Below are 23,860 nucleotides of genomic sequence, written 5' to 3' on the forward strand. Positions count from 1 at the left end.
ACTACTCAAAACGTTCGGGCATCCGATCTTCTTCGGCAAGATCGGAGAAGCGGGTGAATTCGCCGTGGAACGCGAGCTGAACCGTGCCTGTCGGACCGTGACGCTGCTTGGCGATGATGACCTCGGCCTTGCCGCGCACCTCGTTCATCTCGGCTTCCCACTGCATGTACTCTTCGGTGCCGGGCTTCGGCTCCTTGTTCTTCAGATAGTACTCGTCACGATAAACGAACAGAACCACGTCGGCGTCCTGCTCGATCGAGCCCGATTCACGAAGGTCGGCGAGCTGCGGGCGCTTGTCGTCACGCGCTTCCACCTGACGGGAGAGCTGTGACAGCGCGATGATCGGCGTCGAAAGCTCCTTGGCCAGCGCCTTCAGGCCGGTGGTGATTTCGGTGATTTCCTGCACGCGGTTCTGCGAGTTCTTGGAAGAACCCTGCATCAGCTGCACATAGTCGATGATGATGATGTCGAGGCCGCGCTGGCGCTTCAGACGGCGCGCACGGGCAGCAAGCTGGGCGATGGAAATACCACCCGTCTGGTCGATGAAGAGCGGGATCTTCTGCATCGTCTGGGCGCAGGCCACAAGCTTCTCGAAATCGGTCTCGGTGATCTCACCGCGGCGGATCTTGGAGGAGGGGATTTCGGTCTGCTCGGAAATGATACGCGTGGCGAGCTGTTCGGACGACATTTCGAGCGAGAAGAAGCCGACCACGCCGCCATTGGCAGCCGCAAAGGAGCCGTCGGCCTGCTGCTCTGGCTCATAGGCCGCAGCAATGTTGAAGGCGATGTTGGTCACAAGCGACGTCTTACCCATGGCAGGACGTCCGGCGAGGATAATAAGGTCAGAGGGCTGCAGTCCGCCCATGCGCCCGTCGAGGTCGCGCAGGCCCGTCGAAATGCCCGAAAGGTGGCCGTCACGCATGAAGGCAGCGTTGGCCATGTCCACGGCGGTCTTGGTCGCATCGCCGAAGCTCTCGAAGCCGCCATCGTAGCGGCCGGTCTCGGCCAGTTCGAAGAGGCGTCGCTCGGCGTCCTCGATCTGCTTGTTGGGCGCCATGTCCACCGGCGCGTCATAGGCGATGTTGACCATGTCTTCGCCGACCGTGATCAGCGAACGCCGGACCGCCAGATCGTAGATGGCGCGACCATAGTCGGAAGCGTTGATGATCGTCACGGCTTCGGCCGCCAGACGCGCAAGATACTGCGCCACGGTCAGCTCGCCGACCTTCTCCTCGGCAGGGAGAAACGTCTTGATGGTGACGGGGTTGGCCGTCTTGCCCATGCGGATCAGATCGCCGGCGACCTCGAAGATGTTGCGGTGAAGCGGCTCATAGAAATGCTCCGCTTTCAGAAAGTCCGAGACACGGTAAAGGGCATCATTGTTGACCAGGATTGCGCCCAGCAATGCCTGCTCTGCCTCAATGTTGTTCGGTGCTTCGCGATAAAGCTTTGTTTCCGCTGTTTCGAGCTTGCGGACTGCCGCCTCTGCCATCTGAGCTCTTCCGGTGTTTCAGTGTCACTTGGCCCGGACACACGCAATGCGAAACGTCCAGACCACCCCAGTCATATGTCCTAGACGCTGCAGGCTGTGAGGATAAGACCTTGAAGGCTGTTCCAGCCTGCAAACCCCGCTATCCACCGCCAGCCGCGACATGAAAACCACAGCGTCCAGAAATGCCATCCATATTAGATGATTCGCTTGACAGCCACGCATCTATCTTTGGGACGGGAGAGGCGCTTTTTACTCCGCTGCCTGCTTGAATTTTCCGGGCCGCTTGCCGTTGGGGTTCGCGAGCCGCTTCTCCGTCTCTCCGATATAGTCGCGGGTCACCGGCAGCGTTTCCCGCTTCTTGGTCAGCTGGATCTGGAACACCACCATCTCCTGCCACCGGAATGAGGCCTCCGAGCCTGCCAGATAGAATTCCCACATTCTGGCGAAGCGCTCGTCATAAATCTCCACCGCCCTGGCGCGGTTCTTCTGAAAACGCTCCTGCCAGTGCTTCAGCGTATCCGCATAGTGGATGCGCAGGATCTCCACATCGGTCACGATCAGCCCCGACTTCTCGATCGGGGGGAGCATTTCCGAAAGGGCGGGAATGTAGCCGCCCGGGAAGATGTATTTGCGGATGAAGGCATTGGTGATCGAAGGGCCGGTCGACCGGCCGATCGTGTGCAGAAGCATCACGCCATCATCGGCCAGAAGCCGCGCACACTGGTCGAAATAGGTGCGGTAATGGTTGATGCCCACATGTTCGAACATGCCGACCGAGACAATCCGGTCGAACGGACCCGTCAGCGAGCGATAATCGACGATCTCGAACCGGGCCTTGTCTGCAAGCCCCGCTTCTTGTGCGCGCGCGCTCGAAACCCGGTGCTGTTCTTCCGAGAGCGTCACGCCAAGGAGCTGCGCGTCGAACTGGCGGGCAATGTCGAGACCGAGACCGCCCCAGCCGGACCCTATGTCCAGCACCCGGTGGCCGGGCTGTAGCGCGAGCTTCGCCATGATGTGGCGCTTCTTGGCGCGTTGCGCCTCTTCCAGAGAAACGTCCGGCGTCTCGAAATAGGCGCAGGAATACTGCATGTCCTCATCGAGGAAGAGGCGGTAGAGCTCTTCGGAAAGATCGTAATGCCGCCGCACATTGCGCCTGGAGCGCGCCTGTGTGTTGAATTGATGCAGACGCCGCAACGGGTAGCGAAGCATCTCGCCCAGCCTGAGCAGGAAAGGCTGGGTCTGCGTCTCATCCATATTGGTGTAGACTATTTGCAGAAAGGTCAGGATATCGCCTTCGACGATATCCACGTCGCCTTCCATGTATCGCTCCGGCACGGCAAGCATGGGGTCGAGCGCCATGGCGCGCTCTGCCGCCGCTGTGCGAATAACGATATGGACGGGATTACCTGTCCCGTCACCGAAGACATGCGTATTGCCGGCCGCGTCGGTTATTGAAAGCGTGCCTTTGCGGACCAGGCGAAAAACGAATTTCTCAAGCAACCAGTTCATCGCAACACCCCCAAAAGTCTCGGGAGGGTGTGATTATGAAACAATTTTATGAGGATTGAAAAGGGCCAGACCTCATCCTGTCTTTAGCCAGTTGATTATTCCTGCCGTCTGTTGACATGAAGCATTCGATTGAGACGAAGCCGACTGATCCCGCAGCATTCGCTGCGAAACAGGCGCTCTGAAACCGGCAAGCAGTCCATCGCCGCTTGCAGGCAATAAAAAAGCCGGGCGTTTCCGCCCGGCTTCAAACCGATGAGGCGCGTTGACTTACGCGTTCTCTTCTTCGTCGCCTTCGGCTGCTTCTGCGCCGGCTTCCGAAGCTTCATCATCGTACTCGGCTTCCGGATCGAAGAACTCGTCCGGGCGCGCGGTGTCGTTGATGTCGTCGCCGTAAATGGCTTCAGCGGAATCGAGCGTCTCGCCGCGTGCCTGGCGCTCTGCCTCGTCGCTCGAGCGAGCGATGTTCAGCGTCACGGTTGCCTCGACCTCTGCATGCAGGGCGATTGCGACATTGACCAGGCCGATCGTCTTGATCGGGTGGTTGAGCTCAACCTGGCTGCGGCCGATCTTGAAGCCTTCTTCGGCCAGGAACTCGACGATGTCGCGGGCTGCAACAGAACCGTAAAGCTGACCGGTCTCGGCTGCGGAGCGCACAACCACGAAGGACTTGCCGTCGAGCTGCTCTGCAACGCTTTCGGCTTCCTTCTTCTGCTCAAGGTTGCGGGCCTCGAGCTCAACGCGCTGGCCTTCGAACTTCTTGCGGTTGGCAGCATTGGCGCGCAGGGCCTTGCCGCGCGGCAGCAGGAAGTTGCGTGCGTAACCGTCTTTGACCTTTACCTCGTCACCCATCTGGCCGAGCTTGGCAATGCGTTCAAGGAGAATGACGTCCATCGTTTCTGTCCTTCTTCATCGGCTTTTGGAGCCGGAAAACAAATCAGGGCAGGTCAGAAACGGAAAATGCCGGTCTGTGCGGCATCAGGGTCGCTGTCCTGCCGGTGGCAGTTAGGGGCAAAGGCCCCAACTCGGGATTTGAAAGAACTCTTCCGCGCCCGCCGCGGAGAGTGGGCGGGCGGATAAACCGCCCGCGCCGAAACTTACTTCACCACGTAGGGGAGAAGGCCCAGGAAACGAGCGCGCTTGATGGCCTTGGCCAGCTCGCGCTGCTTCTTCTGGCTCACCGCGGTGATGCGGGAGGGGACGATCTTGCCGCGCTCGGAAATGTAGCGCTGCAGGAGCTTTACGTCCTTGTAATCGATCTTCGGAGCGTTGGCGCCGGAGAACGGGCAGGTCTTGCGACGACGATGGAACGGGCGCCGCGTCGGGATCTGGTTGATATCGACCATTATTCGGAGCCTTCCTTCTTGTTGTCGCGGTCAAACTCGCGACGGGGACCACGGTCGTCACGGCGCGGGCCGCGCGGGCCACGGTCGTCACGACGCGGGCCACGGTCATCACGGCGCTGCATCATTGCGGACGGGCCTTCCTCGTGTGCTTCGACGCGAACGGTCATGAAGCGGAGGATGTCTTCCGACAGACCCATCTGGCGCTCGACTTCCTTCACGGCTGCGGCCGGGGAGTCGATGTCCATGAGCGTGAAATAAGCCTTGCGGTTCTTCTTGATCCGGTAGGCGAGGGACTTCTGTCCCCAGTTCTCGACCCGACCGACGGAGCCGCCACCAGCCTCGATGATGCCCTTGAACTGTTCTACAAGAGCGTCAACCTGCTGCGGCGAGAGATCCTGCCGGGCAAGGAACACGTGTTCGTAAAGTGCCATTGTCTTGCCTTTCTTCCTTTTGTGTCACACCGGATCCCAGCGGCTAAAGCCTCAGCGACACCTCTTTGCGGGCAAGCCCGACGAAGAAAGGCGCTTGGACGAGACGGTCGAGAGCGGAGACACGGGAGGCGGAAGGACTTGCCTTCACAACGCACGCACAGGCGCACGGCCCTCCGTTCAGCCCCCAGCTGAAACCGGCAGACCGCGCGCTTATACAGGTTCTGGGCAAAGATGCAAGGCGATTGCCTCAGGCGAGCACATACCAGAAATCGAGGTCCAGACTGGCCGGATCGCACAGGTCCAGAAGCGGCTGGCAGACCGGGTGCCCGACATAGCCATCGCACAGACGCTTTGTCTTTCCAAGTGAGCGGCCGAAGGTCACTTCGCAGAAGCGATTCTCTCCGCCGTGTCCGATGAAGTGCAGCCGTGTGTTGTCGGACCGGTCGAGATATTCGGTTTCGATCCGTTCCGAGATGGCGAGCAGATCTCTTTCGCCCGCATCCGTACCCTGGGCAATCTCGAACGTCCCGAACTCAACGCAGGAAAAGTCGCTCGGCGGCGCGGTGACAGGTTTTAGAACGCGGTTGCGCGAAAGGCGGATGGTTCCGGGTGACAGAAGCTCCATCAGCGCGCTGCTGCTCGGTGCATCCGCATATGCAGCTCCCATTGCATCGAAGCTTTCGGCATCGCGGGCGAAGATGATGTCGGCAAAGCCGCCTTTCAGATTGCCCAGAAAGGCATGAAAGAGAATGCCTTCCATGGGGCGCAGAAATGTTTCCTGCCAGGTGAGCGCCCTGTCGATCAGGCGTTCGGTCTCCACGTCCTCGCGTTTCTCGTAACGGGCAAAGCCCATCATGCTCAAAGGGCCATCGGGTTTTCTCAACATGGATCGTCTTCCTTTCATACGCGCCAGCCAGCTCCGGTCGGGCTTGCCGGGCCTGTTGCGGAGACGTAGTTACGGTACTGGATTGACAATTTCTGTCAGGGGTGAGCGAATGCGCGCATCACGTCTTTTTGGGCTTCTGGAGCAGCTGCGGATGCACCGCCAGCCGGTGAGCGCGGCCGTGCTTGCCGAAACGCTGGGTGTTTCGGTACGCACGATCTACCGCGATATCGCGACGCTTCAGTCCATGGGCGCGCCGATCCGGGGTGAGGGTGGTGTCGGTTATCAGATCGAGCGTGGCTATTTTCTGCCGCCTCTGCATTTCGATGCCGATGAGCTGGATGCGATCACGCTCGGCATGCAGCTGATTTCGGCGCGCGGTGACAGTGATATCAAGAAGGCTGCTGCGCGGGTGGCGGCGAAAGTCGACGCGATTGCGCCGGGCGGTGCGAATGGGCGTGTGCGTCAGGGCGACATGATCGCCTATTCGAAGGCGTCGGAGGCACAGCGCCATCTGGCGGCGCTGCGCAGGGCTGTGCGGGAGCGCAGGCGTCTGGAAATCGTCTATCTCGACCTCAAGGACCAGCAGAGCACCCGTCGGGTCCGCCCGCTGGGGCTGACCGCTTTCGACCAGGTCTGGCTATTGACGGCATGGTGCGACGAGCGTGACGATTTCCGCAATTTTCGCGTAGACCGGCTGGCGACCGTGACCGAAACCGGAGAGCGCTTTGCACCGCAGGCGGGCAGGGAATTCAGGGATTACCTGAAGACCCTGCGTTAGCCGTCAGGTCTTCAGGCGGTAGCCGGTTTTGAAGATCCACCAGATCGCGCCGAGGCACAGAACCAGGAAGAACGAGATCATGCCGATGCTCACGCCGATTCCCACATCCGAGGTCTCGTAGAAGCTCCAGCGGAAGCCGCTGATGAGGTAGAGAACAGGGTTGGCGAGCGTCACCTTCTGCCAGAATTCCGGCAGCATCTGGATCGAGTAGAACGAGCCGCCCAGAAACACGAGCGGCGTGATCACCAGCAGCGGAATGAGCTGCAGTTTCTCGAAATTGTCGGCCCAGATGCCGATGATGAAGCCGAACAGGCTGAAGGTCACCGCCGTCATCACCAGAAAGAAGAGCATCCAGAAGGGGTGCCTGATCTCGATGGGCACGAAGAGATGCGCCGTGGCCAGAATGATCAGGCCCAGAATGATCGATTTGGTGGCCGCAGCCCCCACATAGCCGAGGACGATCTCGAAGAACGAAATCGGCGCCGACAGAACCTCATAGATCGTGCCGATGAATTTTGGGAAATAGATGCCGAAGGACGCGTTGGAGATCGAGTTCTGCAACAGGGTGAGCATCATCAGGCCCGGCACGATGAACGCGCCATACTGCACGCCGTCGATCTCCTCGATGCGCGAGCCGATGGCCGCGCCGAAGACGATGAAATAGAGAGAGGTGGAGAGCACCGGCGAGATCACGCTTTGCAGGAGCGTGCGCTTCATCCGCGCCATCTCGAAGAGATAGATGGATTTGACGGCTTCGAAATTCACTGCTTTTCCTCCACCACCAGGCTCACGAAGATGTCTTCAAGCGAACGCTGCTGTGTATCGAGATCCTTGACGATGATGTCGGCTTCGCCAAGCGCCGAGAGAAGTGTGGCGATGCCTGTCCGGTTTGCCTGCGTGTCATAGGAATAGATGATCTGCTGGCCATCGCCGGTCAGCTTCAGATCAAAATGGGAGAGCGTCTCGGGCAGGCTCTCGAGCGGCTTTTGCAGGTCGAGCGTCAGTTGCTTCTGACCGAGCTTGCGCATCAGTTCGGCCTTGTCCTCGACCAGAAGAAGCTCGCCCTTCCGGATGACGCCTACCCGGTCGGCGATTTCTTCCGCCTCCTCGATGTAATGCGTGGTCAGAATGATGGTGACGCCCGTGTCGCGCAGGCGCTTGACCAGCCGCCACATATCCTTGCGCAGCTCCACATCGACGCCGGCGGTCGGCTCGTCCAGGAAGAGAATGCGCGGCTCATGGGCCAGAGCCTTGGCGATCATGACGCGCCGCTTCATGCCGCCCGAAAGCGCGATGATCTGGCTGTCTTTCTTTTCGTAGAGCGAGAGGTCGCGCAAAATCTGCTCGACCAGAGGCGGGTTCGGCTTCTTGCCGAACAGGCCGCGGCTGTAGCTCACCGTGGCCCAGACCGTCTCGAAGGTTTCGGTGTGCAGTTCCTGCGGCACGAGGCCGATCAGCTTTCGCGCCTCGCGGTACTGGCTGACAATGTCATTGCCTTCCACCGTCACCGTGCCGGTGGAAGGGCGCACAAGCCCGCAGATGATGGAGATCATCGTCGTCTTGCCGGCGCCATTGGGGCCGAGCAGGGCGAGGATTTCACCGCGTTCGATGTCGAGATCGACCGATTTGAGCGCGGTGACGCCGCCTTTGTAGGTCTTGGATAGATTCTTTATGGAAAGGGCTGTCGTCATGGAAGCGCGTCCGTGAGATCGGAAAAGGGGAGCCGCGCAGATATAGGCAATAAGCCGTCATCATGCCAGCGGACCGCCATGCCCGCTGACAAACCCTGACATCGTCCGGATGGAAAGGTGAGGGGCGAACGCTCCTCGGGACAGACCTAGTTGTTTTCCGGGTCCGTCTCCGCCTCGAAGGCGAGCTGTCCGCAGCGCACCATTGCATAAAGCGCCGGCAGGCCGACGATCACTGCAAGCACGATTTCTCCGACCGAGTTGAGGTGCAGAAGACCGGAAAGTCCCCACACGCCCGCAGCTGATGCCACGGCCACTTCGGTGGACACAAAAAGCGACACCGAAACAAAGCCAAGCATCTGGAGAAGTGTGACCTTGCGCGCCGGCGTCTTCACCTGCGGCTGTTCAGTTCCAAAAGACATGTCTGAAAATACCCCTGCACGCCACCGGAATTGGGGCGGAGCCCGGCAACTACTCTCCTCAATTGTGGAGTTTTCATGTCAGGGCAGGAGCAAGACCCGAAATGCCCAAAAAGCTTGACGCGCCAGTTGTGTTGCGTCACCAGATGCGCCCGATAACGATGTTATTTTGGAGATTTGGCGATGGGCATCGCTTTCACCTTTCCGGGACAGGGCAGCCAGGCTGTCGGCATGGGACGCGATCTGGCGGATGCGTTTCCGGAAGCACGGGATGTGTTCCACGAGGTCGACGACGCGCTGGAGCAGAAGCTTTCCAGCATCATGTGGGAAGGCCCCGAGGATGAGCTGACGCTCACGGCCAATGCACAGCCGGCGCTGATGGCGGTTTCCATTGCCGCAATGCGTGTCATGGAAAAGGGTGGTCTGTCGCTGAAGGACAAGGTGTCCTGCGTGGCCGGTCATTCGCTCGGCGAATATTCCGCGCTCTGCGCTGCCGGCATGTTCTCGCTGGCCGATACGGCGCGCCTCCTGCGCATTCGCGGCAACGCCATGCAGGCAGCCGTTCCGGTTGGCGAGGGTGCAATGGCGGCGATCATCGGCCTTGAGGCGGCAGACGTCGAAGAGATCTGCAAGGCGGCCGCCGGGAGCGGCGTATGCCAGATCGCGAATGACAATGGCGGCGGACAGCTGGTGATTTCCGGCGCAAAGGCGGCTGTTGAGCAGGCAGCGGCGTTTGCCACGGAGAAGGGCGCGAAGCGCGCGATCATGCTGCCGGTGTCCGCACCGTTCCACTCCGCGCTCATGAAGCCGGCCGCAGACGCCATGCGCGAAGCACTGGCCGATGTGAAGAAAAACGCGCCGGTCGTGCCTGTCGTGGCCAATGTCACGGTTTCGTCGCTGAGCGATCCCGAAGAGATTGCCGAGCGGCTGGTCGAGCAGGTGACGGGCCGCGTGCGCTGGCGCGAAACGGTTGGCTGGTTCGGCGAGAATGGCGTCGACACGCTTTACGAGATCGGTTCGGGCAAGGTCCTGTCGGGGCTGGCGCGCCGCATCAACCGCGATCTCAAGGCGGTTCCGGTCAACACGCCGGCCGATATCGAAACGGCAATGGCTGCGCTCGTCTGAGCTGCAGCGCCACGATGGGCAATCGTGCCCAAACAATGAATCAGGTGACTGAAAAGGACAACGTCATGTTTGATCTGAGCGGCCGCAAGGCACTGGTGACGGGCGCCACCGGCGGCATTGGCGAGGCGATTGCGCGCATTCTGCATGCGCAGGGCGCCATTGTCGGCCTGCATGGCACGCGCGTCGAGAAGCTCGAGGCGCTCGCCGCCGATCTGGGCGACCGCGTAAAGCTTCTGCCGGCGAACCTGTCGGATCGCAGTGAAGTCAAGCAGTTGGCCGAGAAGGCGGAATCTGAACTCGAAGGTGTCGACATTCTGGTCAACAATGCGGGCATCACCCGCGATGGCCTGTTCGTGCGCATGAGCGACGAAGACTGGGATTCGGTCCTCGAGATCAATCTCGGCTCGGTTTTCCGTCTGACCCGCGAGCTGACGCACCCGATGATGCGCCGCCGATTCGGCCGCATCATCAACATCACCTCCGTGGTGGGCGTCACCGGCAATCCCGGCCAGGCGAATTACTGCGCCTCCAAGGCGGGCCTGATCGGCTTTTCCAAGTCGCTGGCGCAGGAAATCGCCAGCCGCTCGATCACGGTCAACTGCGTTGCTCCGGGCTTCATCGAATCGGCCATGACCGACAAGCTCAACGACAAGCAGCGTGACGCCATCATGGGCGCCATTCCGATGAAGCGCATGGGCAATGGTGCGGAAGTCGCATCGGCTGTCGCCTATCTCGCATCCAACGAGGCTTCCTACGTGACCGGCCAGACCGTGCACGTGAATGGCGGCATGGCAATGATCTGATCGATTCACACCGGTCGACACGATGAGCGGGCTCGAGACAAAACGCTTTGTTCTGCGGGATTTCGAGCCCGCCGATGTGGCCGCGCTTGCGGCCTATCAGGCGGATCCGCGTTTCGTTTCCGCACGCCGCAAGGCCGGACAGGCCGCAGGCGATCCGGCAGAGCTTGTTGCGCTCTTTCGCCAGTGGGCAGCGGAGAATCCGCGCAAAAACCACCAGTTTGCAGTGATCTGTCGTAAAACCGGCCGCCTTGTCGGCTGTGCGGGGCTGCGCGCGGCGAATTGTCCACAGGACAGTGGCGAACTCGGAATCGAACTCTCTCCCGACCTCTGGGGACGTTATGGCAGCGCTGCCGAGATCGCAGGCGCATTGCTCGATTTCGGCTTCTCAGAGCTCGGCCTGGTGGAAATTTTCGGCGACACCACTGCTGAAAATCATCAGGCGGCCCGGCTCGCCTCGTTTCTGGGCGCACAGCCGGAAACCGTCGAAGCAGCCGCAAAGCAAGGTGAGGAAAGCGGTTCAGCGCCTGTCCGATGGCGGTTCTCGCACAAGGCATGGCGGGCACGGGATGGATCGCGTCCGGGGGCTCGTCCAAAGTGGATGTCGGGTGATTAACGCTTGGCTCGCGCAGTTAAATCGTGATATGCGCCCGCCGAAAGCCGTTCCACGAGCCGCGCGTAACCCGTGTATCGAGGACGGAATAACGAAGGCTTCGCGCTGGCCATGTCAGCGGGTTAGTCGTCATTTAGCTTGATTAGCGGCAATCGTGCGGCTAACGAAGATCGGAAATTCAGAAAGTCGAGGGTTCTCTCATGAGCGATACTGCAGAACGCGTTAAGAAAATCGTTGTCGAGCATCTGGGCGTCGAAGGCGACAAGGTGAACGAAGGCGCAAGCTTCATTGATGATCTTGGCGCAGACAGCCTCGACACCGTCGAGCTGGTCATGGCCTTTGAAGAAGAGTTCGGCGTTGAAATCCCGGACGACGCTGCCGAGACGATCCTCACCGTCGGCGACGCAGTGAAGTACATCGACAAGGCGACCGCCTAACGCCTCCGGCGTTATCGCTACAAAAACGTAGTCAAGGCGGATATTCAGCATATGAGACGTGTTGTCGTCACCGGTATGGGGCTTCTTTCACCGTTCGGCCTCGGTGTTGAGCATGGGTGGAAGAGCCTGCTTTCGGGCAAGAGTGCGGCCAGCCGCATCGACAGTTTTGAGGTCGATGATCTGCCGTGCAAGATCGCCAATACGATCCCGCGTGAAGGCGAAGGGGCGTTCAACCCCGACGCCTTTCTGGAACCCCGCGAGCAGCGCAAGATCGGTGAGTTCATCACCTACGGCATTGCTGCGGCAGACCAGGCGCTGGAAGATTCCGGCTGGAAGCCGGAAACCGAAGACGACAGATACGCCACCGGCGTTCTGATCGGTTCGGGTATCGGCGGCATCGAAGGCATTGCTGAAAACGCCTTGACGCTGGAGCAGCGCGGTCCGCGCCGCATCAGCCCCTTCTTCATCCCCGGCAACATCATCAACATGGTGTCCGGCCAGGTGTCCATTCGACACGGATTGAAGGGGCCGAACCATGCGGTCGTGACCGCTTGCTCCACCGGCGCGCACGCCATTGGCGATGCCGCGCGCCTCATCATGCTTGGTGACGCCGACGTCATGCTTGCGGGTGGTGCTGAAGCACCGATCACCCGTCTGTCGATCGCCGGCTTCTCCGCATGCAAGGCTCTCTCCACCAGCTTCAACGATACGCCGGAAATCGCTTCCAGGCCCTATGACCGCGACCGCGACGGTTTCGTCATGGGCGAGGGCGCAGGCGTGCTCGTGCTGGAAGAGCTGGAGCATGCAAAGGCGCGTGGCGCCAAGATTTACGCCGAAGTGGTTGGCTATGGCCTGACGGGCGACGCCTATCACATAACGGCGCCGGCGGAAGATGGCGACGGTGCCTATCGCTGCATGAAGGCAGCGTTGAAGCGCGCCGGCATGACACCTGCCGATCTAGACTACATCAACGCACATGGCACTTCGACCATGGCGGACACCATCGAGCTTGGAGCCGTGGAGCGCCTCATGGGCGATGCCGCAGGCAATGTTTCGATGTCGTCCACCAAGTCGGCCATCGGCCATCTGCTTGGTGCCGCGGGTGCAGCAGAAGCGATCTTCTCGGTTCTGGCCATTCGCGACAACATCGTGCCGCCGACCATCAATCTGGACAATCCACAGGTTGAAACGGCCATCGATCTGGTGCCCAACAAGCCGCGCGAACGTCAGGTTGACGTAGCGCTCTCCAACTCCTTTGGCTTTGGCGGCACCAACGCGTCTCTCGTATTCAAGCGTTATGAGGCCTGAACGTTTCCGATAGCGGGCTTGCAGTTTTGCCATTTTCGCAATTCATTCTGTTCTGACACGAATCGAAATGGCGCGCGGCAAGCTCCGGTGACGCAATTTTCGAAACTTGCGTAAACGTTCATAACGCGAACACAGAATAGGACAGGACCGGCGGCAATTGGCGCCGTTCTGAAAGGGAGCGGTCCAAGAAGCATGACAGGGACTTCCGACGATAATTCTAGCGGCTATGGCCGCCAGCCAGACGAAGAGCGCGGCCGTACTTTCAAACCGGCCAGCCAGACATTACGACCGGAGGCGGGAACCCCGCCACCGAAGCGCTCCAGGCGCGCGCGCAGCCAGTTCGTGGTGTTCTTCAACTTCGTCTTCTCTTCCATCGTCTTTCTGGTGGTTCTGGCCGGCTTCGCCTTCTATTTCGGCAAGCGCGAATTCCATCAGCCCGGCCCGTCAAGCACGGCCGAGACCGTTCTCATCAAACCGAACACCGGTGTGAACCAGATCGCCAGCCTGCTCGAGCGCGAGGGCGTGATCAGCGATGCGCGCATCTTCTCCATCGGTGTGCGCGCCTATGGCGCCGATTCCGAGCTCAAGGCCGGTGAGTACGCCATCGACGCCCGCGCTTCGATGCATGACGTCATGGAGCTTCTGAAGAGCGGCAAGAGCGTTCTTTACTCGCTCACCATCCCGGAAGGGCGGACCGTCGTTGAGGTGTTCCAGCGTATTCAGGATACCCCGGAACTCTCCGGCAAGCTGCCGGATGAGATGCCGCCGGAAGGCAGTCTTGCAGCCGACACGCTGCGCTTTACGCGCGGCATGGACCGCACGGCGGTCGTCGAGAAGCTCCTTGAGGATCAGCGCGAGCTGGTCGACAGCATCTGGGAGCGCCGCGACGAGGGACTTCCGGTCAAGGACAAGAACGAGTTCGTAACGCTGGCCTCCATCGTGGAGAAGGAAACCGGCATTGCCGACGAGCGCCCGCGCGTTGCAGCCGTCTTCATCAACCGTCTGAACAAGGGCATGCGCCTGCAGTCGGACCCGACCATCATCTATGGTCTGTTTGGCGGCCAGGGCAAACCGGCCGATCGCCCGATCTACCGGTCCGACATCGACAAGAAGACGCCTTACAACACCTATCAGATCGACGGGCTTCCGCCCACACCGATCGCCAATCCGGGCCGTGCGGCGCTTGAGGCCGTGGCAAACCCGTCGCAGACCGACGAACTTTACTTCGTCGCGGACGGTACGGGCGGCCACGCCTTTGCCAAGACGCTCAAAGAGCACAATGAGAACGTCGCACGCTGGCGCAAGCTGGAGCGCGAGCGCCAGACGGAAGACGAGGCCGGCTCCAACTGAGCCGGACCGTCGCGCGAAGAGGGGGACGCATGAGCAGGCTTCAAAGCATGACGGGCTTTGCCCGTGCTTCGCGCGACCATGATGCCGGTGGCATCGCCTGGGAGCTGAAATCGGTAAACGGGCGCAGCCTTGAAACCCGCTTTCGCCTCCCTCCCGGTTTTGAACGGATCGAGCAGGGCGCGCGCCAGCGTCTGCAGAAGCGCTTTTCGCGCGGCAATGTGCAGGCTTCGCTGAATTTTACGCAGAATGGCGCTCTGCGCCGCCCGGTTGTCGATGAAGAGTTCCTGAAAGAGGTCGCAGAACTGGCCGGTCGCCTGCACGAGCAGTTCGGCGCTGCTCCTGCAACGGCAGACGGGCTGCTGGGCCTGCGCGGTGTGCTCGACTATGCCGATCCCGTGGCGGATGAAGAGGTTCGCGCCTCGCTCGACGAAGCCATTCTGTCGACCTTCGATGAGGCGCTTGTCAGCCTTGAGAATGCGCGGCGGGATGAGGGGGCGGCGCTCGAACGCATCCTGCTTGACCAGGTGGCGCGCATCGAGACGCTGACCGATCAGGTCGAAAATGATTCCTCCCGCTCGCCCGAGGCCATACGCCAGCGTCTGAGCGAGCAGGTCGCCCGCCTCATGGATGCGACCACCGGCTTCGATGAAGCCCGCCTCCACGCCGAGGCCGCCATCCTTGCAGGCAAGGCGGATATCCGTGAAGAGATCGACCGTTTGCGCGCACATATCGCATCGGCCCGGGCTCTGATCGCCTCCGGCGGCCCCATAGGTCGAAAGCTTGACTTCCTCGGTCAGGAGTTCAACCGCGAATCCAACACGCTTTGCTCAAAGTCCAACGCGACAACCGTCACGGCCATCGGCCTTGAATTAAAGGCCGTCGTCGATCAGTTCCGCGAGCAGGTCCAAAATCTGGAGTAGACCATGTCCTCGCAGACGTCTCCTGCCGTTTCGACCGAAGTCGCGCGCCGCGGCCTTATGCTCGTCCTGTCTTCACCTTCGGGTGCAGGCAAGTCGACCATTGCACGCACGCTTCTGGCCGAGGTGAAGGGGTTTGAACTTTCGGTAAGCGTTACCACGCGCCCCCGCCGCGCCAGCGAAATTGAAGGGGTGCACTACCACTTCAAGACGCAGCGCGAATTCGAGATCATGCGTGACAATGACGAATTGCTGGAATGGGCCGAGGTTCACGGCAATTTCTACGGTACCCCCCGCGCGCCTGTCGAAAAGGCGCTGACCGAGGGGCGCGACATGCTGTTCGACATCGACTGGCAGGGCGCGGAGCAGCTGCGCGAGAAAATGCGCGGGGATGTGGTCTCCATCTTCATTCTGCCGCCCAGCATGAAGGAGCTGCTTGGCCGTCTGACGCGGCGCGCCGAGGATACGCCCGAGATCATCCAGACGCGTCTGAAGAATGCGCGGACGGAAATCGAGAAATGGCTGGATTACGATTATGTCGTGATCAATGAAGAGCTCGATCACGCCTTTTCGTCGGTGCGCTCCATCGTTGAGGCAGAGCGCCTGCGGCGCGACCGCCGCCCCGGCCTGTTTGATTTCGTTTCGGGCCTGCTCAGCGAGGACGGCAACTGAGCTTCATTTGCATTTCATGGTCGGGCTGCCTTACCCGACCATCTGCAAAATCCGTCAGGATGAACCGGTCTGGGAAGCGTTCGCCAGCGCCACGAATTCGGCCACTGAGAGCGTTTCCGCACGTCGCGTCGCATCGATCCCTGCGCGCGCCAGAAGCGCTTCACCACCCAGCGATTTGACGCTCTGGCGCAGCATCTTGCGGCGCTGGCCAAAGGCTGCTTCCGTGATCTTCGCCAGCCTTTTGGGCTCGACCGCCAGCGGCTCGGCGCGCGGCACGATATGCACCACGGACGACGTCACTTTCGGCGGGGGCGTAAAGGCCTGCGGAGGCAGGTCAAAGGCGATCTTGGAGACGGTGCGCCAGCCGGCCAGAACGCCAAGCCGACCATAGGCCTTGTCGCCGGGTTCGGCGACGATGCGCTGCGCCACCTCGCGCTGGAACATCAGCGTCATCGAGGCGTAGAAGGGCGGCCATGTGTCGGGCGTCAGCCAGCGTACGAGAAGCTCCGTTCCGATATTGTAGGGCAGGTTGGCGACAATCCGCACCTTGCCGTGCGCCTCCGGGGCGAGGGCTGCGAAGTCCGTTTCCATGGCGTCGCCATTCACCACGTCGAGCCGGCCCGGATAGTTCGCGGCGATCTCCGCCAGCGCATCGAGACAGCGCTCGTCACGTTCGATGGCGATCACGCGTTCTGCGCCGGCCATCAGCAGGGCGCGCGTCAGACCGCCCGGTCCGGGGCCGACCTCAATCACCGTCGCGCCTTCAAGATCGCCCGCAGCCCGGGCGACCTTGGCCGTCAGGTTCAGATCCAGAAGAAAGTTCTGGCCGAGCGATTTCTTGGCGGCGAGGCCATGCCTGGCGATGACCTCTCTGAGTGGTGGCAGGCCATCGGCCGTCATTTTATGGTGTCCGTATTGTCTGAGAGCTGGCGCGCAAGCCTGATCGCCGCAATCAGGCTGTCGGGCCGCGCAATGCCGCGTCCGGCAATGTCGAATGCCGTGCCATGATCCGGCGATGTGCGGATGAAGGGAAGGCCGAGCGTGACGTTCACCGTCTCGTCAAAGGCAATGGTCTTTACGGGGATCAGCGCCTGATCGTGATACATGCAAAGTGCGGCGTCATAGCCAGCGCGGGCGCGGGCGTGAAACATCGTGTCGGCGGGCAGGGGGCCGAATGCGTTGATCCCGTCTTCCTGAAGCGCGTGGATCGCCGGCGCGATGACGTCACGGTCTTCCGTGCCCATGGCCCCGCCTTCGCCGGCATGCGGGTTGAGCCCGGCAATGGCAAGGCGCGGTTCCGCGATGCCGAAGCGCTGACGCAGCTCCCGATCTGTGATCCGCGCGATCTCTTCCACCAGCGCCTGCGTCAGGGTTTCAGGAACCTCTGCCAGCGCCTGATGAACGGTCACCGGAACGGTCCGCAGATCGGGGCCCGCAAGCATCATGACAGGCGTGGCCGGCCTTCCGGTCAGCTCCTCTGCCAGATGGCCCAGAAACTCCGTGTGGCCCGGAAAACGAAAGCCTGCATCATAGAGCGGCTTCTTGGCGATGGGCGCGGTGACCACAGCCGCCGCACGGCTTTCCACCGTGTCCGTCACGGCGCGTGATATGGCCTCGATGACACCCGCCGCATTCACCGTCTCGGGCTGGCCTGCGCTGTCGGTCAGACGGTTTTCGAGCGGTGCGACCGGCAGCCGATTGTCAAAAGCGCTCTCTGCCGCCTCGGGCTCAGCCTCGCACAGCGGTACGTCGAGCCCCAGATGGCGCGCGCGTGCGGCCAGAAGGGCAGGGTCGCCGAGAACATAGAAGGGCGACAGCTTATCCTGGTCGCGCCGAAGCCAGGCCTGAAGAATGACCTCCGGGCCGATTCCTGACGGATCGCCAATGCTGAGCGCGAGCGGGCGCAAGAGCCACCTCGTTGGATCTAGGGTCGAAGAAAGATGAGCCCGGCAAGGCCGGGCTCATGAAGAACAATCAGCGCTTGGTGATGCGCGCGTTCTTGCGCAGCTCGGCGAGATATTCCTGCGAGGCCTTCTCCATGTCCTCGCCGCCCGAGCCTTCACTCTGGAACATCATCTGAGCGACACGGTCGTCGGAAACTTCGCGCGTGCTGCAAACGCCGATGAACTCGACACCGCGCTCTGTCGTGCGCACGCCGGTCGCGTTGCCGGGGGACGTCTTCTTGATCTGGTCTTTCCAGTCGCCCGGCAGCTCCGGTTCAAGAATACGGCCAAGGTCACGCACGGTCACGTCAATCAGCCCCTTGGCGAACTCACGGGTCGAATCGCAGCCCCGGAAGCGGCCACGCAGCGCCTGTGCTTCGCGCTGGCGCTTGCCAAGTAACTTCGAGCGCTCGGCAGACGGAACGACGAAGATGACCTGCTGAAGCATGTATTCGGTCGCGCTCGGTTTGTTGCCACCCTGCTGAAGCATCTTGGCGACAACATCCTGCTCGCTCATGCCGCCGGAAGAGTTGTTGCGCGCCTGCATGACGCGGCTCCAGCCGATCTGCGAACGGATGAAATCCTTGAAGTGCGCTGCCGTCACGCCCGACTGCGCCATCACCTGGTTCAACTGGCTGGTGGTCATCCGGTTTCCGCTGGCGAAGCGCTGATAGGCCTGATCCACCATCTCTTTGGGGATGTTGATGTTGCGCCGCTGCATTTCCTGCAGCTTGAGCGTCTGCTCGATCATCTGATCGGTGGCTTTCTGGCGCAGATTGCCACCCTCGCGCTGCAGTCGCAGAAATGCGACGCGCCGGTCGATATCGTAGCTGGTCACCGGAAGATTGTTGACCACATAGCGAATTTCGGTCGCCATGGCACTGGTACCGCCGAGAATGGGCATTGCCGTCGCCACGGCCAACGTCAACACGCTCGCGCGCACAATACGCCTGCAATTGCTAAACATCGTCACATTTCTCACTTTTGCACCCCGCAATTGCGTCTGGGATAACAGCAAATGCACTGGAGCTACAGTCCCTTGGACCGTTTTATCCGCCAGCCTGGGGCAAAATCATGACTTTAGGGGAGGTCATGTCCAAATGAGGCCGGAAGCGAAGCTCCCGGCCTGCCTGTTCAAAGGCTCACAGCCTCAGAAGCTCGAACCGAAGTCGCCGCTGCTGGTGCCGAAGTCGCCGATGGTGCGCAGCGACACGCGGAAGCCGAACGAATGGTCGGTTTCCTTGGTCACGCGGTTTTCGCTGCGCGAATAGGTCATCGAATAGATGAAGCACTCATCGCCATACGAGAACCCGTAGTCGTTCTTGACGACCGTCTCGCTCTCGATGTCGTAAGTGCCCGAAGCAAAACCGCTCCAGTTCTCGTCGAACTTGATCCTCGCGACGCCCGTCACTTCCTGTCGGTCGGTTTCAAACCCGTATAGTGGCTGGGCCTCGATATAGGCGTACTGCAACGAACCGGTGACAGCGCCAACGGTGGCGGCGGTCTTCAGGTCGGTACGGCGTACGTCGAAGGTCTCCTCGTCGAACCGTGCACCGGCGGAGAATGCAAAGCCGCCCGGGCTGGCGAAACCGATCATGCCGACAAAGTCGGAGACGTCCGTCTCAAGGCCGGAATAGGCGCCGACATTGACCAGATCAGGAGCCGCATAGGGGTTCGCGCCGGCAATCTGGTAGGACTGACCGAAGAGGCCCTGAGCAGTCCAGCCATTGGCGAAACTGCCGGAGTAGCGGATGCCGACATTGGCGCGCGTACCACCCTCAATGCGGTCATAGCCGGAGAACTTGTCACGCTCGAACAGCGTCGTCGCGTCGAACACGAGCGACTGCGCATCTTCGTTCGGAATGCCGAGCTTGTCCTGATAGGGAGCGTCGGGCCGGACGAAGATCTGCGCCACGGGTTCCAGCACGTGGCTGGCGCTCGTGGTCGAGAAAAGGATCGGCCAGCGCGCTTCCAGACCTGCCGTCGCCATGTAGCGATAGTAGGAGGAGCGCATATCGCTACCGACCGGGGTGCCATTCAGCTCGAAGCTGGTGATGCCATTGACCGTGGTGGCATCGTAATCGGTATAGATCGCGTCGCCACGGGCCTGCAGAAGCGGGGTCACGACGAGACCGCCCGACGTGACGAAAGAGCGCTTCCACTCGGCTTCGGCCGTCATGCGGCTGGCAAGCCCATCCATACCGTCGATGCGTGACGTGTCGTTCGGATTGATGCCGTTGACCTTGTTGAGGCTCAGCTGATCCCGATAGATGTTTTGAACATTGATATCGAGATTTAGCTCGCCGCCAGCCACCGACATGTCCGGTGTATAGGAATAATCGAAGGTTGGCAGAACCCAGGGCTGCTGATCGTCACGCGCACTGGGGGAGGAGTCCAACACGTCTTCCTGAACGTCGAAATGGTAGGCGCGCAGGTCGAAGAAGTTCCGGTCATCAAGGCCGGTCAGATAAAGCTGGGATGTCTGAACCGTGTCCGAGAACCCGTCGATGCCATAGGTGCGCGAGAAGTTCTTGTCGGTCTGCGCAAGCACGTCCCAGCCGAAGGTCCAGCGCGGATTGACGCGGAACTGGCCCTTGGAGCCGATCATGCCGCGGCCGTCTTCGCTGCCATTGACCGTGTTCGGGCTCCAGGCCTGGGGGTCCTGCTGCTTGATGCCGGCAATCTTGACGCTGTACTGGCCGTTGTCGAAACGCTGACGCCACTCGGCTTCGCCAAGGAAGCCCTGATTCGTATAGTAGGTGCCTGTTACCGTAAGGTCATACGTAGGCGAGAGCGCGAGGTAATAGGGAACGCTGACGCCGAAGCCGAGCTCGTCATTGTATGAAGCGCTCGGAATCAGGAAGCCCGTTTTGCGCTTCACCGTCGGGTCCGCCACCTCGAGATAGGGGAGGTAGGCAATCGGCATGCCGAAGAATTCGAATCGCGAACGCTCAAAACGAACTGTCTTGGATTCGCCGTTCCAGATGATCTTCTGCGCCTTGATCTGCCAGATCGGCGGTTTGCCGGGTTTGTCACGGCAGGGTTCGCACGCGGTGTAGACACCATTGTTGAAGGTGGTCAGCCGACCGCCTGAGCGTTCGGCGCTCTCGGCAGCGAAATAGGTCTTGTCGACAGTCTCGACGCGCAGCGCATTGACGAAGCCGTCGCGGAAGTCGTCCGTGACGTCGATCTCGTCTGCGTAGATCTTGTTGCCGTCTTTCTCGATGATCTGCACACGGCCGCGCGCGACAACGCGCGACGTTGCCCGGTCATAGACGACCCGGTCTGCAACGAGATTGTTTCCGGCATATTCGATCTGCACACCGCCGGCGGCAGTGATCGTGCTCTGATCGTTGTCGTAAATGAGATTGTCCGCCGTCAGCAGCATCTGTGCGTCTTGCGGAAGGTCCGATACGTCCAGCCCGCCGGTCTGCGCCAGGGCAGTGCCCTGCGGAAGCAATGCATAGGTGCACAAGGTCGCCAACGCGGTCGCGCCCATCAAATGCGCTAACCGTGCGGACATGCCGGCTCTGTTTGCCGAAACCCCCACTAACCGTCCTCCTTGTACAATAGGAAAGTCACCCCATAGAACATCGCCACGACCACAGGCGTCCAGGCAGCTACAACCGGAGGTACAACTCCGGCGCTACCGAACGCCTTGACCAGGACCGAAACCACATAAAGCAGAAAGCCGGCGAGGATTCCACCCAGAATCACCGTTGCTGACTGTCCCATTCGCGTAAATCTCATGGATACCGTAGCGGCAATCAGCGTCATGGCGACGAGCAGGAGGGGTAATACTACAAGTGAATGAAAATGCGTGGCAAAGGCGTTTGCCTTGAGCCCGAAGGAGCGCGCGACTTCGATCTTTCCAGGCAGTGCATAGATGGATGTCGCTTCAGGGCGCGCAAGCTGCTCGCCAACGAATTCTGGCTGGAGATTCGTTTCGATCTGCAGCGTTGCGATACGTTCTGCCGCAGCGGTACCGCGGCGACGTGACACGTCCTGCAATTCCCAGAAACCATCGCGCAGAAATGCGCGTTCGGCGTCGAGTCGCTCATAGATGCGTCCATCGGCATCGATTCGGAAGAAAGTCGGGCGAATCAGGGTCTGCCCGCCGCTGAGGACAGAGGTGGAACCGATGATGGTTTCCTCATTGCCCGTACGCTGTTTGAGCCACTGTTCGGCTTCGGAATTGGTTGTGCTCTTTGCCCCGCGCACCTCGGCCTCGACAAGCTGCGCCTGGGCAAAGCCGTTGGCTGCCAGCGGGTTCAGCGCAGCAACGGCGATCACGCCGAAAACGAAGGAGCCGAATGCGATGGGCGTGAGGAACTGCCAGGCTGAAACGCCAGCCGCACGCGCCACCACAAGCTCATACTTGCGGTTGAGACTGATGAGCGTGGCCATGGCCGCAATCAGACCGATGAAGGGGATCGCCTGCAAAAGGATGATCGGTGTCTGCAGCGCGGCCAGCGAAAAAGCCCATTGCGGCGTGTAGCCCGGCAATCCCGCCGAGCGGCTCGACACCTCGGCAAAGGTCACGATGAAGATCAGAAGACCGATGCCGAAAAAGTTCCAGGCTGCAATCGAGGCGTAGCGGCGGAAGAAATAGCCGCCAAGTGTCAGGCCGATCATCCGCGACCTCCTTCGGGCGAGCGCTTGCTGGCCAGCTTGATGCGAAGGCGGGTCATTGCCTCGGTCAGTTTCTGTGTGCGTGCGTTGAGCTTCTCAACCCAGTGTGTGGGCAGTTCCATCACACGATTTGTGAAGATGAAGAACGCGCATACGCCAATCATCAAAAGTGGCGCGGCGTAAAGCACGAAGGAGAAAACGCGCGAGCTTTCGGCCTCGGTGCCGGAATAGAACCCGACCCACCGCACAAGCAGCGCGATCACCATCGTGGTCACCATCGGGTGCAGCCTGGCTTCGCGGAAGGAGCGCGCATCGCCGGCCACGGCCAGTCCGATCATGGCGAAGACCAGCGGGTAGAGCCATTCGGAGAAGCGCATGTGAAGTTCCGCCCGGAAGATCTGTGGCGACTTCTTGTAGAACTGGTCGTCCGGGTCGGGATTTAGGAGGAAGGCGAGGGAACGGTCCTTGGGGTGCAGGGTGGGTTCACCGCCGCCGCTGCTGGAAAACTGCGAGAGGTCGAAGGCGTAGGAATCAAAGCGGATCGTCGAGACGTCGCCATTCGCCGACTGCCGCTGCACCATGCCGTCCTGCATGACCAGAATGGAGCCACCATCGCGTTCAACGGCAGCACCTGTGCGCGCATGATAAATGAGCTTGGTGTTCTCTTCGCGCGAATCGGCGACGAAAATTCCGCCCAGAAGACCGTTGGGAAGGCGTTCCGATACCTGAACGAAGAGACCGTCATCCACTTTCTGGAAGCTGCCTTCCTGAAGAACCGTGGTGATCAGGTCGGCGCGGGCATTGGCAAGCAGCGTGCGAAAGGCCTGGCGGGACGCGGGCTCAACCGTGTTGTTGATCAGGAAGGATGCAACGCTGGCGCCGATGGCGATGATCAGGATCGGCCGGATGATGGTGGCGCGCGGCGCGCCCGACGCATTGATGACCACCAGTTCCGAATCGGAATTCATGGTGGCGAGCGTCTGCGCCACGGCAATGCCGAGCGCGAAGGGGATCACGATGGGAATGACGGCAGGCAGGACAAGGGCGGCGACCATGAAGAACGTGCCGGCCGACTGGCCGCTATCGGTCACAAGGTCGATGCGGTTCAGGACCTGGGTGGTCCACACCAGCGCGAGCACCCACAGCAACGCGGCTGCGAACAGCGCGAAGGTACGGCGCATGATGTAAAGTTCGATTACCCGCATGGAAATCGGCAATCCGTTTCGTTGGAACAGCCCTCAACCGGCGCGCGCGAACCTAACGGCCCGCTTCCACGTGCACAATGCTCAACTGCCGGCTTTGAAGGGCGGCCCACCATTTCTTGTCCCAGGGGCGACAGTGGGCGGGATTGGTTAGAAAAAGCGAAACAAACGCAGTTAACAGATTGCTTACTGCCCAATAGCCGCACCGCAATCAATGATTGCGCGCGCGAAAAAACAGAATGCGCCTCGGCACAGCCCTTGCCAATCTTCATAAAACCTCCAAGATCGCCGGCATCTCTCAAAACGAGAAATCAC

The 23,860-nt window shown here is 60.7% G+C and carries 24 protein-coding genes; 9 read left to right on the forward strand and 15 right to left on the reverse strand.

Translation table 11 applies throughout. The features are described 5' to 3' along the window. Position 1 precedes the first annotated feature (1 nt). The 6 genes from NDI72_RS01650 to NDI72_RS01675 form a co-directional block, all read right to left on the reverse strand. Positions 2 to 1,492 carry a replicative DNA helicase gene (locus NDI72_RS01650; protein WP_113154702.1) on the reverse strand — a complete coding sequence of 497 codons (1,491 nt, stop codon included), beginning with the start codon at positions 1,490 to 1,492 and terminating at the stop codon, positions 2 to 4. 249 nt (positions 1,493 to 1,741) lie between these two features. Further along, positions 1,742 to 3,001: a cyclopropane fatty acid synthase gene (locus NDI72_RS01655; protein WP_283799363.1), complete on the reverse strand. Its 1,260-nt coding sequence runs from the start codon at positions 2,999 to 3,001 to the stop codon at positions 1,742 to 1,744. Between the two features lie 267 nt (positions 3,002 to 3,268). After that, positions 3,269 to 3,892 carry a 50S ribosomal protein L9 gene (gene rplI, locus NDI72_RS01660; protein WP_113154704.1) on the reverse strand — a complete coding sequence of 208 codons (624 nt, stop codon included), beginning with the start codon at positions 3,890 to 3,892 and terminating at the stop codon, positions 3,269 to 3,271. 203 nt (positions 3,893 to 4,095) lie between these two features. Continuing rightward, on the reverse strand, positions 4,096 to 4,344 hold the full coding sequence (rpsR, locus tag NDI72_RS01665; RefSeq protein WP_002963610.1) for a 30S ribosomal protein S18: 249 nt from the start codon (positions 4,342 to 4,344) through the stop codon (positions 4,096 to 4,098). Beyond that, the gene (gene rpsF / locus NDI72_RS01670; protein ID WP_113154705.1) at positions 4,344 to 4,775 is read right to left on the reverse strand and encodes a 30S ribosomal protein S6; all 432 of its coding nucleotides are present in this window, start codon (positions 4,773 to 4,775) and stop codon (positions 4,344 to 4,346) included. Before rpsF ends, rpsR begins: the two co-directional genes overlap by 1 nt. A gap of 247 nt (positions 4,776 to 5,022) precedes the next feature. Next, positions 5,023 to 5,661: a hypothetical protein gene (locus tag NDI72_RS01675; RefSeq protein WP_283799364.1), complete on the reverse strand. Its 639-nt coding sequence runs from the start codon at positions 5,659 to 5,661 to the stop codon at positions 5,023 to 5,025. Between the two features lie 109 nt (positions 5,662 to 5,770). Here NDI72_RS01675 and NDI72_RS01680 point away from each other — a divergent pair, with 109 nt between their 5' ends. Continuing rightward, positions 5,771 to 6,439, forward strand: coding sequence for a helix-turn-helix transcriptional regulator (locus NDI72_RS01680; protein WP_206546636.1), 669 nt, complete (start codon positions 5,771 to 5,773; stop codon positions 6,437 to 6,439). Between the two features lie 3 nt (positions 6,440 to 6,442). Here NDI72_RS01680 and NDI72_RS01685 read toward each other — a convergent pair whose 3' ends face one another. From NDI72_RS01685 to NDI72_RS01695, 3 genes are all read right to left on the reverse strand, one after another. Continuing rightward, positions 6,443 to 7,204, reverse strand: coding sequence for an ABC transporter permease (locus tag NDI72_RS01685; RefSeq protein ID WP_206546637.1), 762 nt, complete (start codon positions 7,202 to 7,204; stop codon positions 6,443 to 6,445). Further along, the gene (locus NDI72_RS01690; RefSeq protein WP_283799365.1) at positions 7,201 to 8,130 is read right to left on the reverse strand and encodes an ABC transporter ATP-binding protein; all 930 of its coding nucleotides are present in this window, start codon (positions 8,128 to 8,130) and stop codon (positions 7,201 to 7,203) included. Before NDI72_RS01690 ends, NDI72_RS01685 begins: the two co-directional genes overlap by 4 nt. A 146-nt stretch (positions 8,131 to 8,276) precedes the next feature. Beyond that, on the reverse strand, positions 8,277 to 8,549 hold the full coding sequence (locus NDI72_RS01695; protein WP_206554725.1) for a hypothetical protein: 273 nt from the start codon (positions 8,547 to 8,549) through the stop codon (positions 8,277 to 8,279). Between the two features lie 180 nt (positions 8,550 to 8,729). On the opposite strand from NDI72_RS01695, the gene fabD reads away from it, so the two are divergent. The 8 genes from fabD (at position 8,730) to gmk (ending at position 15,768) form a co-directional block, all read left to right on the forward strand. Next, positions 8,730 to 9,671 (forward strand): ACP S-malonyltransferase, encoded by a 942-nt coding sequence (gene fabD, locus NDI72_RS01700; protein WP_206547379.1) that lies wholly within the window; start codon positions 8,730 to 8,732, stop codon positions 9,669 to 9,671. A gap of 65 nt (positions 9,672 to 9,736) precedes the next feature. Continuing rightward, complete coding sequence (gene fabG, locus NDI72_RS01705; RefSeq protein ID WP_206546641.1) at positions 9,737 to 10,474, forward strand: 3-oxoacyl-[acyl-carrier-protein] reductase; 738 nt, start codon at positions 9,737 to 9,739, stop codon at positions 10,472 to 10,474. Positions 10,475 to 10,496: 22 nt separating this feature from the next. Then, positions 10,497 to 11,087 (forward strand): GNAT family N-acetyltransferase, encoded by a 591-nt coding sequence (locus tag NDI72_RS01710; RefSeq protein ID WP_206546642.1) that lies wholly within the window; start codon positions 10,497 to 10,499, stop codon positions 11,085 to 11,087. A gap of 197 nt (positions 11,088 to 11,284) precedes the next feature. After that, complete coding sequence (locus tag NDI72_RS01715; RefSeq protein ID WP_113154713.1) at positions 11,285 to 11,521, forward strand: acyl carrier protein; 237 nt, start codon at positions 11,285 to 11,287, stop codon at positions 11,519 to 11,521. Positions 11,522 to 11,572: 51 nt separating this feature from the next. Next, complete coding sequence (gene fabF, locus NDI72_RS01720) at positions 11,573 to 12,829, forward strand: beta-ketoacyl-ACP synthase II (protein WP_206546643.1); 1,257 nt, start codon at positions 11,573 to 11,575, stop codon at positions 12,827 to 12,829. Positions 12,830 to 13,021: 192 nt separating this feature from the next. Next, positions 13,022 to 14,179, forward strand: coding sequence for an endolytic transglycosylase MltG (gene mltG / locus NDI72_RS01725; RefSeq protein ID WP_283799366.1), 1,158 nt, complete (start codon positions 13,022 to 13,024; stop codon positions 14,177 to 14,179). A 29-nt stretch (positions 14,180 to 14,208) separates the two neighbouring features. Further along, positions 14,209 to 15,099, forward strand: a complete 891-nt coding sequence (locus NDI72_RS01730; RefSeq protein ID WP_206546644.1) for a YicC/YloC family endoribonuclease — start codon at positions 14,209 to 14,211, stop codon at positions 15,097 to 15,099. A 3-nt stretch (positions 15,100 to 15,102) separates the two neighbouring features. Beyond that, a complete protein-coding gene (gmk, locus tag NDI72_RS01735; protein WP_113154717.1) occupies positions 15,103 to 15,768 on the forward strand; it encodes a guanylate kinase in 666 nt (221 codons plus the stop codon). 54 nt (positions 15,769 to 15,822) lie between these two features. Here gmk and rsmA read toward each other — a convergent pair whose 3' ends face one another. The 6 genes from rsmA to lptF form a co-directional block, all read right to left on the reverse strand. Continuing rightward, a complete protein-coding gene (gene rsmA / locus NDI72_RS01740) occupies positions 15,823 to 16,668 on the reverse strand; it encodes a 16S rRNA (adenine(1518)-N(6)/adenine(1519)-N(6))-dimethyltransferase RsmA (protein ID WP_206546645.1) in 846 nt (281 codons plus the stop codon). After that, the gene (gene pdxA, locus NDI72_RS01745; RefSeq protein WP_283799367.1) at positions 16,665 to 17,675 is read right to left on the reverse strand and encodes a 4-hydroxythreonine-4-phosphate dehydrogenase PdxA; all 1,011 of its coding nucleotides are present in this window, start codon (positions 17,673 to 17,675) and stop codon (positions 16,665 to 16,667) included. Before pdxA ends, rsmA begins: the two co-directional genes overlap by 4 nt. A 67-nt stretch (positions 17,676 to 17,742) precedes the next feature. Beyond that, on the reverse strand, positions 17,743 to 18,678 hold the full coding sequence (locus NDI72_RS01750) for a peptidylprolyl isomerase (RefSeq protein ID WP_502888364.1): 936 nt from the start codon (positions 18,676 to 18,678) through the stop codon (positions 17,743 to 17,745). Between the two features lie 183 nt (positions 18,679 to 18,861). Then, the gene (locus NDI72_RS01755; protein WP_283799369.1) at positions 18,862 to 21,234 is read right to left on the reverse strand and encodes an LPS-assembly protein LptD; all 2,373 of its coding nucleotides are present in this window, start codon (positions 21,232 to 21,234) and stop codon (positions 18,862 to 18,864) included. Between the two features lie 26 nt (positions 21,235 to 21,260). Further along, positions 21,261 to 22,346: an LPS export ABC transporter permease LptG gene (gene lptG / locus NDI72_RS01760; protein ID WP_113154722.1), complete on the reverse strand. Its 1,086-nt coding sequence runs from the start codon at positions 22,344 to 22,346 to the stop codon at positions 21,261 to 21,263. Beyond that, positions 22,343 to 23,548: an LPS export ABC transporter permease LptF gene (gene lptF / locus NDI72_RS01765; protein ID WP_113154723.1), complete on the reverse strand. Its 1,206-nt coding sequence runs from the start codon at positions 23,546 to 23,548 to the stop codon at positions 22,343 to 22,345. The genes lptG and lptF overlap by 4 nt, the downstream gene beginning before the upstream one ends. Positions 23,549 to 23,860: the final 312 nt, after the last annotated feature.

Origin of the sequence: Nitratireductor sp. GZWM139 (assembly GCF_030068685.1) — a bacterium.
Lineage (GTDB): Bacteria > Pseudomonadota > Alphaproteobacteria > Rhizobiales > Rhizobiaceae > Nitratireductor > Nitratireductor aquimarinus.

Excerpts from the sequence above, each read along its gene's own strand:
- NDI72_RS01650 (WP_113154702.1), bottom strand. The coding sequence starts at position 1,492 with ATGGCAGAGGCGGCAGTCCGCAAGCTCGAAACAGCGGAAACAAAGCTT.
- NDI72_RS01655 (WP_283799363.1), bottom strand. The coding sequence starts at position 3,001 with ATGAACTGGTTGCTTGAGAAATTCGTTTTTCGCCTGGTCCGCAAAGGC.
- rplI (WP_113154704.1), bottom strand. The coding sequence starts at position 3,892 with ATGGACGTCATTCTCCTTGAACGCATTGCCAAGCTCGGCCAGATGGGT.
- rpsR (WP_002963610.1), bottom strand. The coding sequence starts at position 4,344 with ATGGTCGATATCAACCAGATCCCGACGCGGCGCCCGTTCCATCGTCGT.
- rpsF (WP_113154705.1), bottom strand. The coding sequence starts at position 4,775 with ATGGCACTTTACGAACACGTGTTCCTTGCCCGGCAGGATCTCTCGCCG.
- NDI72_RS01675 (WP_283799364.1), bottom strand. The coding sequence starts at position 5,661 with ATGTTGAGAAAACCCGATGGCCCTTTGAGCATGATGGGCTTTGCCCGT.
- NDI72_RS01680 (WP_206546636.1), top strand. The coding sequence starts at position 5,771 with ATGCGCGCATCACGTCTTTTTGGGCTTCTGGAGCAGCTGCGGATGCAC.
- NDI72_RS01690 (WP_283799365.1), bottom strand. The coding sequence starts at position 8,130 with ATGACGACAGCCCTTTCCATAAAGAATCTATCCAAGACCTACAAAGGC.
- NDI72_RS01695 (WP_206554725.1), bottom strand. The coding sequence starts at position 8,549 with ATGTCTTTTGGAACTGAACAGCCGCAGGTGAAGACGCCGGCGCGCAAG.
- fabD (WP_206547379.1), top strand. The coding sequence starts at position 8,730 with ATGGGCATCGCTTTCACCTTTCCGGGACAGGGCAGCCAGGCTGTCGGC.
- fabG (WP_206546641.1), top strand. The coding sequence starts at position 9,737 with ATGTTTGATCTGAGCGGCCGCAAGGCACTGGTGACGGGCGCCACCGGC.
- NDI72_RS01710 (WP_206546642.1), top strand. The coding sequence starts at position 10,497 with ATGAGCGGGCTCGAGACAAAACGCTTTGTTCTGCGGGATTTCGAGCCC.
- NDI72_RS01715 (WP_113154713.1), top strand. The coding sequence starts at position 11,285 with ATGAGCGATACTGCAGAACGCGTTAAGAAAATCGTTGTCGAGCATCTG.
- fabF (WP_206546643.1), top strand. The coding sequence starts at position 11,573 with ATGAGACGTGTTGTCGTCACCGGTATGGGGCTTCTTTCACCGTTCGGC.
- mltG (WP_283799366.1), top strand. The coding sequence starts at position 13,022 with ATGACAGGGACTTCCGACGATAATTCTAGCGGCTATGGCCGCCAGCCA.
- NDI72_RS01730 (WP_206546644.1), top strand. The coding sequence starts at position 14,209 with ATGAGCAGGCTTCAAAGCATGACGGGCTTTGCCCGTGCTTCGCGCGAC.
- gmk (WP_113154717.1), top strand. The coding sequence starts at position 15,103 with ATGTCCTCGCAGACGTCTCCTGCCGTTTCGACCGAAGTCGCGCGCCGC.
- rsmA (WP_206546645.1), bottom strand. The coding sequence starts at position 16,668 with ATGACGGCCGATGGCCTGCCACCACTCAGAGAGGTCATCGCCAGGCAT.
- NDI72_RS01750 (WP_502888364.1), bottom strand. The coding sequence starts at position 18,678 with ATGTTTAGCAATTGCAGGCGTATTGTGCGCGCGAGCGTGTTGACGTTG.
- NDI72_RS01755 (WP_283799369.1), bottom strand. The coding sequence starts at position 21,234 with ATGTCCGCACGGTTAGCGCATTTGATGGGCGCGACCGCGTTGGCGACC.
- lptG (WP_113154722.1), bottom strand. The coding sequence starts at position 22,346 with ATGATCGGCCTGACACTTGGCGGCTATTTCTTCCGCCGCTACGCCTCG.
- lptF (WP_113154723.1), bottom strand. The coding sequence starts at position 23,548 with ATGCGGGTAATCGAACTTTACATCATGCGCCGTACCTTCGCGCTGTTC.